The sequence below is a fragment of the Streptomyces sp. bgisy100 genome, assembly GCF_057709105.1.
Genome location: NZ_JBYITE010000026.1, coordinates 44,207 through 55,690 on the forward strand (window position 1 = coordinate 44,207; position 11,484 = coordinate 55,690).

Consider the following 11,484-nt stretch of genomic DNA (forward strand, 5'->3'; position numbering starts at 1 on the left):
TCAGGACCGGACCGCGGCCCCCGGCCGTGAGCGAACGCCCCGCCTACAGCACATGCGCCCGGTACCCCGCCACGATCTCCGCCAGCGCCTCAGCCCCGTCCCGGGCCCAGAGTTCCGGGTGGAATATCTCGACCTCGATCGGGCCGTGGTAGCCCGCCGCGTCGACTCGTTCGCGGAACCACCGCAGGTCCACGCAGCCCTCCCCCAGCAAGCCGCGGCCCAGCAGCGCGCCCTCCGGCAGGGGCGTGACCCAGTCGGCCAGCTGGAACGCGGCGATCCGGCCGCCGGCCCCGGCGCGGGCGATCTGTGCGGCCACCGTGTCGTCCCACCACAGGTGGTAGGTGTCCACCACCACGCCCACCCGGTCGGCCGGGAAGCGTTCGGCGAGGTCGAGGGCCTGGGTGAGCGTCGAGACGACACAGCGGTCGGCGGCGTACATCGGGTGCAGCGGTTCGACCGCCAGCCGCACCCCCCGCTCGGCGGCGTACGGCGCCAGCTCCCCGAGGGCGTCGGCGATGCGCTCCCGCGCTCCGGCCAGGTCCCGGCTGCCGGGCGGCAGACCGCCGGAGACCAGGACGAGGGTGCCGGTGCCGAGGGCGGCGGCCTCGTCGACGGCCGCCCGGTTGTCGTCCAGGGCCGCGGTGCGGGCCGCCGGGTCGACGGCGGTGAGGAAGCCGCCGCGGCACAGGCTGGAGGCGGCCAGCCCGGCCGCCCGCAGCAACCGGGCCGTGCGGGCCACCCCGTACGCCCGGACCGGCGCCCGCCACAGGCCGACGCCCGGCACGCCCGCCGCGGCGCATCCCCGCGCGAGTTCGGGGAGGGACCACTGGCGGAGCGTCTCCTGGTTGAGGCTCAGCCGGTCGAGGCCGGTCATCCTCCGCTCCTGGCGGGGCCCGTCATCCGTCCACCCCGTGCACCCGGAGCAGCGCCCGCATCCGGGCCTCGGCGAGGGCAGGGTCGGGGAAGAGGCCGAGCCTGTCGGCCAGTTCGTACGCGCGGGCCAGGTGGGGCAGCGAACGGGCCGACTGGGCGCCGCCGACCATGGTGAAGTGCCGCTGGTGCCCGGCGAGCCAGGCGAGAAGGACAACTCCCGTCTTGTAGTGGCGCGTAGGAGGCCGGAAGAGGTGCCGGGCCAGTGCGACGGTCGGGCCGAGCAGGGCACGGAACCCCGCGGTGTCGCTGGTGTCGAGACGGCGCACGGCCTCGGCGGCGAACGGCCCGAGCGGATCGAGGACGCCGAGCAGCGCATGGCTGAACATCTGCCCGTCGCCCTCGATGAGGCTCGGGTAGTGGAAGTCGTCCCCGGTGTAGCAGCGCACCCCGTCGGGCAGCCGGCGGCGGAGGGCGGCCTCGCGGTCCGCGTCGAGCAGCGAGATCTTGATGCCCTCGACCCGGTCCGGGTGGGCGTGGACGAGGCCGAGCAGGGTCTCGGCGGCCGTGTCGAGGTCCTCGCTGCCCCAGTAGCCGGTGAGCGCCGGGTCGAACGCCGGGCCCAGCCAGTGCAGCACGACGGGCCGGGAGACCTGCCGCAGCAGCGCGCCGTAGACGTCGAGATAGTCCTCCGGTCCGCGGGCGCCGGCGGCCAGCGCCCGGGACGCCAGCAGTACGGCCTGCGCCCCCGCGTCCTCCACCACTGCGAGCTGCTCCTCGTAGGCGGCGCGCACGGCAGCGAGGGCATGCCCGCCCCCGCTCAACTGGCCGGTCCCGCGCAGCTGGTCGGTCCCGCTCAGCTGGTCGGTCCCGGCGCCGCACACGATCCGGCCGCCGGCCGCCCGCGCCTCGGCGGCGGAGCGCCGGATCAGCTCGGCCGCGGCGGCCCAGTCCAGGCCCGCGCCGCGCTGCGCGGTGTCCATGGCCTCGGCCACCCCGAGGCCGTGCGACCAGAGATGTCGGCGGAACGCGAGGGTGGCGTCCCAGTCGAGGGCGGCGGGGCCGTCGGGGGTGGTGTCCGCGAACGGGTCGGCCACGACATGGGCGGCCGCCAGGAGCCGACGGGAGACCGGCGGCCGTCCCGGGCCGGGCAGCGCGCAGTCCCGCCGCGGTACGTGGTTCCGCAGCCCGCCTCCGGCCTCGGGCAGCCGGATCACCGCGCACCCTCTGCCCGTCAAAGCGTCAGCTCCGGTACGTCCAGCCGGCGGCCCTGTGCGGAGGAGCGCAGCGCCAGTTCGGCGAGCTGCACCCCGCGGGCGCCCGCCAGCAGGTCCGCGCTCCACGGCTCCCCCAGCGCCACATGCCGGAGGAACAGCTCCCACTGCGCCTTGAACGCGTTGCCGAAGTCCCCGTTGTCCGGGATCTCCTGCCACTGGTCGCGGAACCGGTCGGCGGGCGGTCCGTCCGGATCCCAGACCGGACGGGGCGTCACCGACCGGTGCTGGACCCGGCAGCCGCGCAGCCCGGCGACCGCCGAGCCCTCGGTGCCGTCCACCTGGAACTCGACCAGCTCGTCGCGGTGCACCCGCACCTGCCAGGAGGAGTTGATCTGCGCCACCGCGCCGCCGTCGAGCCCGAGGATGCCGTATGCGGCGTCGTCGGCCGTCGCGTCGTAGGCCAGACCCCGCTCGTCCCAGCGGTGCGGTACGTGGGTGACGGCGTGCGCCTGCACGGTGCGCACCGGCCCGAACAGCTCGCGCAGCACGTACTCCCAGTGCGGGAACATGTCCGCCACGATGCCGCCGCCCTCCTCGGCCCGGTAGTTCCAGGACGGGCGCTGGGCCGGCTGCCAGTCGCCCTCGAAGACCCAGTAACCGAACTCCCCGCGCACCGACAGGATCCGGCCGAAGAAGCCGCCGTCGACCAGCCGTCGCAGCTTCCGCAGGCCGGGGAGGAACAGCTTGTCCTGGACGACGCCGTGCCGGATCCCCGCGTCCCGCGCGAGCCGCGCGAGTTCCACCGCTCCCGCCAGGGACGTGGCCGTCGGTTTCTCGCAGTAGACGTGGACTCCGGCGGCGATGGCCCTGCGCACCGCGGCCTCGCGCGCGGAGGTCACCTGGGCGTCGAAGTAGACGTCGGTCGCCGGGTCGCCGAGCACCGTGTCGAGGTCGGTGGACCAGTGCTCCAGCCCGTAGGCCTCGGTAAGCGCCTGCAACGCCTGTGACCTGCGGCCCACCAGGACCGGTTCGGGCCACAGCACGGTGCCGTCACCCAGGTCGAGGCCGCCCTGCTCCCGGAGGGCGAGGACGGAGCGTACGAGGTGCTGGCGGTGGCCCATCCGGCCGGTCACGCCGTTCATGGCGATGCGCACCGTCCGCCGGCCCGCACCGCCTCTCCCCACGGTGGCCCCCACAACACCCCCACAGCAAGCGGCAGTAAGCGCTTTCCCCGTCCGGAGGCTAACGGCCCGGACCGCTCCGTTCAATAGGTCCCCCACCGAAGAAGCGTTTACCCTCAGTGAGGCCCTGACTCGGGCCGGTACACGGAACGGTGAACCGGAGGCGGCAGCGATGGCAGTGACCCTGGCGGATGTGGCGTCCCGCGCGAAGGTCTCCTCGGCCACGGTCTCGCGGGTGCTCAGCGGCAACTACCCGGTCGCCGACGCCACGCGGTCCCGGGTGCTGCGCGCCGTGGACGAGCTCGACTACGTGCTGAACGGGCCCGCCAGTTCCCTGGCCGGCGCCACGTCGCACCTGGTCGGCATCCTCGTCAACGACATCGCCGACCCGTTCTTCGGCATCATCGCCGGGGCCGTCCAGTCCGAGATCGGCGGCGGGCTCCACGGAGCGGGCGACCCGGAGAAGCTGGCCGTGGTGTGCAACACCGGCGGCTCCCCGGAGCGCGAACTCACCTATCTGACCCTGCTCCAGCGCCAGCGCGCCGCCGCGGTCGTGATCACCGGCGGGGCCGTCGAACGGCCGGACCACCTGGCGGCCGTCGCCGCCAAGCTCGGCCGGCTCGCCGCCAACGGCACCCGGATCGTCCTCTGCGGCCGCCCGCCGCTGCCGGAGCGGACCCCCGGCACCGGCTCCGCACCGGCCGGGCCGGACACCGCCGTCACCCTCGCCTTCGACAACCGCGGCGGCGCCCGGCGGCTCACCGAACACCTGCTGGCCCTCGGCCACCGCCGCATCGGCTACGTCGCCGGGCACGCGGACCTCAGCACCACCCGGCACCGGCTGGAGGGCCACCGCGCCGCGCTCGCCGCCGCGGGCCTCGCGGAGGGCGCGGACCGGCTGACCGTCCACGGCCCGTACGACCGCGCCTCCGGCTACGACGCCACGCTCGAACTCCTGCGAAGACAGCCGGACCTGACCGCCGTCGTGGCGGCCAACGACACCATCGCGCTGGGCGCCTGCGCCGCGCTGCGCGACCGGGACCTGCGCATTCCCCAGGACGTCTCGGTCGCCGGATTCGACGATCTGCCGTTCAGCGCGGACGCGGTGCCCGCGCTCACGACGGTCCGCCTGCCGCTGCACGAGGCCGGGGCGCGGGCCGGGAGGCTGGCCATCGGCCGTGAGGAGCCGCCGCCGGGCGGCGTGGCGACGGTCCGCGCCGATCTGATGGCCCGCGCGTCCACCGCGCCCCCGCCGGACCGCCGCTGAGTCACTGCCCGGCCGGGCCCCTGCTCGCGCTTTTCATGCCGAACCGGTGGCCTCGTGCCGAACCAGTGGCCTCATGCCGGCATGCCGCCCGTCACCGGCACGGCCCACGCTCACGCGCGCGGAAGCCCGGCCTCGGGTGCGGGGTCGTCGCGGCGGGCACGGCGGGCTCCGATGAACAGCAGGGCGCACGCGAGCGCGAAGAGCGGCCAGGGCGTGAACGGGAGGACCACGGCGTCGACGACGGTCCAGGCGCTCAGCGTCCAGACGATGAAGGCCGGCGGGGCGATGCCGCGGCGGTCCAGCCACAGCACCGTCAGGCCGACCAGGGTCAGCGGTATGCCGAAGCTTTCCAGGCTCAGCCAGTACGCGCTGCCCGCCGGGCTCATGTCGGCAAGGTCCTCGTTCCATAGTCCGCCGCTGAACCATGTCCCGGCGTGGCGCCCGGCCTTCTGCACCGTCAGGGCGCCGACGGTGTGGGCGATTCCGCTCAACGTGATGATCCAGCCGGCCCACTTGATCACCTGAGTTCTCCGTTCTGTCGCGAAGCCGCGCGGTGCGACTTCCTCGCGGCCGTCTCCGCGCAGCGGGGCCCGGCCCGAGACCCGAGTTCCGATACCGCGGTTTCGATACTAACGTTCCGTATCATGCAGGGCATGACAGCGAGAAGGCAACGGGGTGGACGCCCCCGAGACAGTCGCGTGGATCACAACATCCTGCAGACCACCCGTGAGCTGATCGACGAAGTCGGCTACCCGGCCCTGACCGTCGACCAGGTCGCGGCGCGCGCCGGGGTGGGCAAGGCGGCGATCTACCGCCGCTACGCCTCCAAGGCCGAGATGGCATTCGTCGCCACCGTGCACGAGCAGGAGCTGCCGCCGCCGGTCGGCACCGGCTCCCTGCACGGGGACCTGCTGGCGCTGGTCCGCACCTTCCACGTCCGCATGGCCGCCCCGGCGGCCCGGCAGCTGGCACCGGCCCTGATCAGTGAACTGGCCGGCAATCCCGAACTGAACACCCGGTTCCAGGACACCTTCCTGGCCGCCGAGCAGGTCGGCTTCGCCGAGATCATCGACCAGGCCGTGGCCCGCGGCGAGCTGGCCGGGCCCGTCGATCCCGCCATGGCCCACCTGCTGCTGCTCGGCTCCCTGGCGTCCGCCCTCTACATCCTCAACCTGCCCGTCGACGACGTGATGGTCACCGACCTCGCCGCCGCTGCCGCGGCAGGCATCACCGCCCTGGCCGCCCGGCACCACGGCGGCTCCGGTGGAGCCGCCGAGCCGCGCTGACAGGGCCGTTCACGGGATCTCGCCGGCCCTTCCCGAGCCACCTCAGGAAGGGCCTACCGTGAGGCCGGGGGCGGATGCCCCCGGCCCCGGTCCCGGCGCTACGGAGAACCCATGACCCCCGCACCCCCGCACGGCCGACCCGGCGACGACACCTCCCCGCAGGCCGTGCTGCGCGGGCCCGAACCGGGCGACCTCGGCTGGATCGTGGAGCGGCACGGCGCCCTCTACGCCGCCGAGTACGGCTGGAACGCCGCCTTCGAGGGCCTGGTCGCCCGGATCGTCGCGGACTTCGCCGAGGACCACGACCCGCTGCTGGAACGCGTGTGGATCGCCGAACTGGACGGGCGCCCGGTGGGCTCCGTGATGTGTGTCCGGGACGCGGCGCCGGGGACCGCCCGGCTGCGGCTGCTGCTCGTCGACCCGTCGGCGCGGGGGCACGGGCTCGGGGAGCGGCTCGTCGACGCCTGTGTCCGGTTCGCCCGCGACGCGGGCTACCGCGAGCTGGTGCTCTGGACCAACGACGTCCTGGCCGCGGCCCGGACGCTCTACCTCCGGGCCGGCTTCGTCCTCGTCGCCGAGGAGCCGCACCACAGCTACGGCGCCGACCTCGTGGGCCAGGACTGGCGGCTGACGCTGTAGTCCGCGGGCTCGGTCCACTCGGTCCGCTCGGTCCACTCGGTCCGCTCGGTGCAACGCTCCCTGGGGCCCGCGTGGCGCCTGGGCACTCCGCCGTCGAAGCGTCCGGTACGCTCGCGCCGGCCGCCGTCACGCGCCCAGCCGCCGTCACGCCGCCCCGGCCGCGATCCGCCGCGCGCCGGGCGTCAGCCACAACGCGCGGCCACGGTCCGCAGGGCCCCGGCGGACGCCCGGCGGCCCTCCCCTCCCCCGGCCGCATACCGTTCCGCATTTCCTGCGCGCGGCGGGGATGCGCCGGGAGCGGGGGCCCGGCAGGGTTGACCCGTGCGGCCGCGGCCCGGCCGCACGCCCGCCGTCCCGTCCCCGCCCACCTGGAGCAGCCGTGAAACTCGCCTTCTCGACCCTCGGTGTGCCCGGAATGCCCCTGGCCGAGGTGGCCGGGCTCGCCGCCCGCACCGGCTACCACGGTGTGGAGCTGCGCGCCCATCCCGAGGAGCCCGTCAACCCGGGGATGGAGCTGAGCGAACGGGTCGACGCCGCCGAGCAGTTCAAGGACGCGGGGGTGGAGATCCTCGCGGTGGCCGGGTACACCGAGGCCGCCGCGCCCGGCGCCGACGAGCCCGTCCTGGAGGAGCTGCGCGAGCTGCTCACCCTCGCCCGGGACCTCGGCGCCCCCTGTGTGCGGGTCTTCCCCGGCGGCGGCGACCAGCCGTCGGAGGAGACGGACACGGTCGCCGCCCGACGCCTCGCCGCCGTCGCCCCGAACGCCTCCGACCTCGGCGTACGGCTGCTGCTGGAGACGCATGACTCGCATCCGCGGGGCGTGGACGTGGCCCGGGTCCTCGGTCTGGTGGGCCATATCGCCGTGGGCGCGGTCTGGGACGTGCTGCATCCGTGGCGGGGCGGCGAGGAGCCGGTGGCCACCCACGCCGTCCTCGCGCCGCACCTCGGCTACGTCCAGGTGAAGGACATCGCCTCCGCCGAGGAGCCCGCCCCACTGCCGCTCGGCGAGGGGGTGCTGCCGCTCGCCGAGTGCGTGGAGGCGCTCAGCCGCGCGGGCTGGGACGGCTGGCTGTCGTGGGAGTACGAGAAGCGCTGGTTCCCGCAGGCACCGGAGCTTCCGGGGCTGCTGGAAGCGGCCCGGGACCATCTGTCCTGGCTGCTCGCCCAGTCCGCCTGATCCGGCCCCGCCCGGAGGCCGGTCCGCCCAGCGAGGTGACGGCGACGCCGGTGACCAGCAGCACCGCGGCGCACCACCGCAGCGGACCGATCTCCTCGCCCAGCACCAGCGCCGCGGCGGACATCCCGAAGACGGGCACCAGCAGGGAGAACGGCGCAACGGACGAGGCGGGGTAGCTGCGGAGCAGGAAACTCCAGGCGCCGAAGCCGAAGAGTGTGGTGACCCAGGCGACGTAGACCACGGTCGCGCCGCCGCTCCAGTCCAGCGAACGCAGCGCGTCGAGGTCGGCCCGCGGCCCCTCCACGAGCAGGGAGAGTCCGAGCAGCGGCAGGATGGGGACGACGCTCGTCCAGACCATGAAGCCCATCGCGTTCTCCGGTGCGGCCATCCGGGTGAGGACGTTCGACACCCCCCAGAAGGCCGCCGCCGCGATGAGCAGCGCGAAGGCCAGGAGCGGCCCCGAGGTGCCCTCGTCGATCCCGGCCACGGTGATACCGGCGAGCGCCACACACATGCCGGCCACCCGCACGCGGCCCGGCCGCTCCCCCAGCACCACGGCCGCGACGACGGCCGTGAACACCGCCTGGATCTGCAGCACGAGCGAGGAGAGTCCGGCCGGCATGCCCAGGTGCATCCCGGTGAAGAGCAGCCCGAACTTGGCGACGCCCAGCACCAGTCCGACGGCAATGATCCACTTCCAGCCGGTCTTCGGGCGGCGGACGAAGAACACCGCGGGCAGGGCTGCCGCGAGGAAGCGCAGGGCGCTGAAGAGCAGGGGCGGGAAGTGGCCGAGCCCGATCTCGATGACGACGAAGTTGACGCCCCAGACGGCGGCGACGAGAACGGCGAGAGCTATGTGTTGCGGTCGCATGGAGCGAGCATCGCGGCCGTCGACCGTGAAGCACCAGCGCCGATCTCTTCATGATTGGATGAAGCAATCGTGAATCGGGGCCGGACGGGTGGAGGGTCCGTCGGGGCTGTCGGAGAGACGGGGGAACGATGCTGGATCTGTCCCGGCTGCGGGCGCTCCACGCGGTGTCGGTGCACGGCTCGGTGGGCGCCGCCGCCATCGCCCTGGGCTACACCCCGTCCGCGGTGTCCCAGCAGGTCGCCAAGTTGGAGCGGGAGACCCGGACCCGGCTGCTGGAACGGCAGGGCCGGGGCGTCGTGCTCACCGACGCGGCCCAGCAGTTGGCCGCCACGGCCGAACAGCTGCTGGCCCTCGTCGAACAGGCGGAGACCACCCTGGAGGAGCGCCGCGGGCAGCCCACGGGCCGGCTGCTGGTGGCCGCGTTCGCCTCGGCCGGCCGCGGCCTGCTGCCGAGCGTGCTGGCCGAACTCGCCGCCCGTCACACCTCCCTGGACACCCGGCTCACCGAACTGGACCCGCACATCTCCCCCGGACTGGTCGCCCAGGGCGTGGTCGACCTGGCGGTGACGCACGACTGGGACATCTCACCGCGGCCCGTCCCGGACGGCGTCGAGCAGGCCGTCATCGGCGACGACCCGTCGGAAGTGATCGTCCCGACCGGCCACCCGCTGGCGGCACGGGACACCTTGCAGCGCACGGACCTGGTGGGCCAACGCTGGATCTGCCAGCCGGCGGGCTCGGTGTGCCACGACTGGCTGGTCCGCACCCTGCGCACCACCGGCCACGAGCCCGACCTCGCCTACCAGGTGGCCGAGTACGCGACCCAGCTCGAACTGGTCGCGGCCGGACTCGGCATCGCCCTCGTCCCCCGCCTGGGCCGCGGCCCCCTCCCGGCCGGCGCGGTCGCCGTCCCCCTCGAACCGACCCCGATCCGCCGCCTCTACGCCCTCTGGCGCCCGGGCGCGGCCCGCCGCCCGGCCATCACGGAGGCGGTCCGGGTACTGCGGGAGCACTATGGGCGGTTGGTGGCTTGAGGGCCATCGGGACCCGGGGAGCGGACCTCCGGGGCTTCCGCGGGCCGGACGCGCGATCCGCGGGGACGGCGGACGACGTCGGTCACAGGCCGTACGCTGCCTGCGGCGTCCCCCATTGAGCGTCAATCGCCCTGAGCAGCCACGGCGTTTGGGGTAGCTGACTACGCTCGGGCGCGGCGATACCGACCCACGGCGCCCCATGGTGTGGCAAAGGACAACCGATGCCGTTCGAAGCGCGTGATCTCTCCCCCGACCGCTCAGCCCGCGACCTCTTCGGCGCGGAAATCCGCCGCCACCGCGAGAAAGCCGACCTGTCCTTACGGCGGCTCGCGCAGGTGCTCAACTACAGCAAATCCCATCTCGCCCGCATCGAGACCGCCGAAACCCTGCCCTACGACGATCTCCCGGCCAAGCTGGACGCCTGCTTCGGCACGGACGGACTGTTCGCCCGTCTCTATGCCTTGGCGCGGAAGGAGCCGTTTCCCGGCAAGTTCCGCCGTGTCATCGAGATCGAACGGCAAGCGACGACCATCGAGCAGTACGCGAGCGCCACCGTCCCCGGTCTGCTCCAGACGGCAGAGCTCGCCGAACGATCACTGCGCTGCGGTCACCCCCACGCCCCCGAGGCGGAAGTCGAAGCCTTGGTGGAAGCGCGTCTCACCCGTCAGGCTCGGCTCAACGACCCCAAACCGCCCCGCTGTTGGTACATCCTCGACGAGGCGGTTCTGCGCCGAAGAGTCGGCACCGCCATCACGATGCACCGCCAGATGGCGGCCCTGCTCGAGAGGGCCGCTCAGGCCAATCTCACCATCCAAGTGCTGCCGTTCGACGCCGGCGAGCACGCCGAAGCAGGTGGCTCATTGACGCTCTATACCCTGCCTGACCAGCCGATGGTCGCCTATGAGGAAGGTAGCCGTTCCGGAACAATCATCGATGACCGGGACGTGGTTGGGGAGCGTCGTGAGTCCTACGATCTGCTCAGGGCCATGGCCCTCTCGCCTCATGACTCCGAGGTGTTGATCCGAGCGGCAATGGAGGACTGGACACGATGCCCCCCATCCCGGACCTGAGCACGGCTGGATGGCGTAAGAGCAGCTACAGCAACAACGCCGGTGGCGAGTGCGTCGAGGTGGCCCCCGGCCTCCCCGGCATCGTCCCCGTCCGCGACAGCAAGGACCCGCAGGGACCCGCACTTGTCTTCCCCGCCGAAGCATGGACCGCGTTCGTCACAGCCGTGAAGGCAGGCGGAATCACTGGCTGATCCATGAAAATCGCCCTTTGGCCCCGGCGCATTCAGCCGGGGCCCGCGATGCGCAAAAGGCGCCTCACGTCACCGAAGTTCGTATTCCTCGTGCGGAACGGCCCTGGCCCAGACAGCCTCGAATGCCTGCGAGCACAGCTTGGCAACAGCCGGATCGTCGTTCATTTCTCCACCCCCCGAGGCACCTTCTCCCGTGAAGTGGTTCCACCTGACGATGTGGTCGTCGATCAGCCAGAAGTCATTGCCGGGGAGCGCGATGTCCGAAGCACGCCTGCGCGGCAGCCAGCGCACCTGCTCACCGGCCCCGATGTTGACCCGGGTACCGGCATGCTCGAACCTGACGTAGTCGCTGACCGGCTCCGACACAATGCGAGCCCGGCGGACAGCCACGCCCCGGCACACCGTCCGACGGATCAGCTCCACCCATGGAGACCAGCCTGCGGAACCGGGATCGACATCGCACTCTCCCGTGCGCTTCCATCGCGCGAATTCCTCGACTTCGTTCGCCACTCCATAGGCATCGCGCATCTCCAAATGCACGGCCGAGGACTGCGCCCCGTCCAGTAATTCAGCGAAACTCGGAACGCTCGGTTGCATTGACATGCCTCCACGACGATGTGCACCATCCGGACCGGAGTTCGAACGACGACACCGCGGCCCGATATCGCTTACAGCGTGCCA

The 11,484-nt window shown here is 73.1% G+C and carries 11 protein-coding genes and 2 pseudogenes; 7 read left to right on the forward strand and 6 right to left on the reverse strand.

Translation table 11 applies throughout. The annotated features are described in order from the left end of the window. Positions 1-43: 43 nt before the first annotated feature. The 3 genes from AC3EQ1_RS18555 to AC3EQ1_RS18565 are packed head-to-tail and all read right to left on the reverse strand — an operon-like array spanning position 44 to position 3,229. Positions 44-874, reverse strand: a complete 831-nt coding sequence (locus AC3EQ1_RS18555; RefSeq protein WP_432095431.1) for a sugar phosphate isomerase/epimerase family protein — start codon at positions 872-874, stop codon at positions 44-46. Between the two features lie 22 nt (positions 875-896). Beyond that, positions 897-2,108 (reverse strand): dihydrodipicolinate synthase family protein, encoded by a 1,212-nt coding sequence (locus AC3EQ1_RS18560; protein ID WP_432095432.1) that lies wholly within the window; start codon positions 2,106-2,108, stop codon positions 897-899. Further along, positions 2,105-3,229, reverse strand: coding sequence for a Gfo/Idh/MocA family protein (locus tag AC3EQ1_RS18565; protein ID WP_432095433.1), 1,125 nt, complete (start codon positions 3,227-3,229; stop codon positions 2,105-2,107). Before AC3EQ1_RS18565 ends, AC3EQ1_RS18560 begins: the two co-directional genes overlap by 4 nt. Before the next feature lie 211 nt (positions 3,230-3,440). Here AC3EQ1_RS18565 and AC3EQ1_RS18570 point away from each other — a divergent pair, with 211 nt between their 5' ends. Then, a complete protein-coding gene (locus AC3EQ1_RS18570; protein WP_432095434.1) occupies positions 3,441-4,535 on the forward strand; it encodes a LacI family DNA-binding transcriptional regulator in 1,095 nt (364 codons plus the stop codon). Positions 4,536-4,645: 110 nt separating this feature from the next. Here AC3EQ1_RS18570 and AC3EQ1_RS18575 read toward each other — a convergent pair whose 3' ends face one another. Next, positions 4,646-5,056 (reverse strand): DUF6463 family protein, encoded by a 411-nt coding sequence (locus tag AC3EQ1_RS18575; protein WP_432095435.1) that lies wholly within the window; start codon positions 5,054-5,056, stop codon positions 4,646-4,648. A 177-nt stretch (positions 5,057-5,233) separates the two neighbouring features. On the opposite strand from AC3EQ1_RS18575, the gene AC3EQ1_RS18580 reads away from it, so the two are divergent. The 3 genes and pseudogenes from AC3EQ1_RS18580 to AC3EQ1_RS18590 all read left to right on the forward strand — a co-directional run. Further along, on the forward strand, positions 5,234-5,821 hold the full coding sequence (locus AC3EQ1_RS18580) for a TetR/AcrR family transcriptional regulator (RefSeq protein ID WP_432095436.1): 588 nt from the start codon (positions 5,234-5,236) through the stop codon (positions 5,819-5,821). Between the two features lie 165 nt (positions 5,822-5,986). Continuing rightward, positions 5,987-6,460, forward strand: a pseudogene (locus tag AC3EQ1_RS18585) (GNAT family N-acetyltransferase); the annotation flags it as partial. 415 nt (positions 6,461-6,875) lie between these two features. Further along, positions 6,876-7,556: pseudogene (locus AC3EQ1_RS18590) on the forward strand (sugar phosphate isomerase/epimerase family protein); the annotation flags it as partial. On the opposite strand, the gene AC3EQ1_RS18595 reads toward AC3EQ1_RS18590, so the two are convergent. Further along, positions 7,504-8,508, reverse strand: coding sequence for an EamA family transporter (locus AC3EQ1_RS18595; protein ID WP_432095437.1), 1,005 nt, complete (start codon positions 8,506-8,508; stop codon positions 7,504-7,506). The pseudogene AC3EQ1_RS18590 and the gene AC3EQ1_RS18595 overlap by 53 nt on opposite strands. Before the next feature lie 128 nt (positions 8,509-8,636). On the opposite strand from AC3EQ1_RS18595, the gene AC3EQ1_RS18600 reads away from it, so the two are divergent. From AC3EQ1_RS18600 to AC3EQ1_RS18610, 3 genes are all read left to right on the forward strand, one after another. Continuing rightward, positions 8,637-9,542 (forward strand): LysR family transcriptional regulator, encoded by a 906-nt coding sequence (locus AC3EQ1_RS18600; RefSeq protein WP_432095438.1) that lies wholly within the window; start codon positions 8,637-8,639, stop codon positions 9,540-9,542. A gap of 221 nt (positions 9,543-9,763) precedes the next feature. Beyond that, positions 9,764-10,612 (forward strand): helix-turn-helix domain-containing protein, encoded by an 849-nt coding sequence (locus tag AC3EQ1_RS18605; RefSeq protein ID WP_432095439.1) that lies wholly within the window; start codon positions 9,764-9,766, stop codon positions 10,610-10,612. Then, positions 10,591-10,803, forward strand: a complete 213-nt coding sequence (locus AC3EQ1_RS18610; RefSeq protein WP_432095440.1) for a DUF397 domain-containing protein — start codon at positions 10,591-10,593, stop codon at positions 10,801-10,803. The genes AC3EQ1_RS18605 and AC3EQ1_RS18610 overlap by 22 nt, the downstream gene beginning before the upstream one ends. Positions 10,804-10,872: 69 nt before the next feature. Here AC3EQ1_RS18610 and AC3EQ1_RS18615 read toward each other — a convergent pair whose 3' ends face one another. After that, entirely contained in the window at positions 10,873-11,400 is a 528-nt protein-coding gene (locus tag AC3EQ1_RS18615) for a DUF6879 family protein (RefSeq protein ID WP_432095441.1), read from the reverse strand. Positions 11,401-11,484 lie beyond the last annotated feature (84 nt).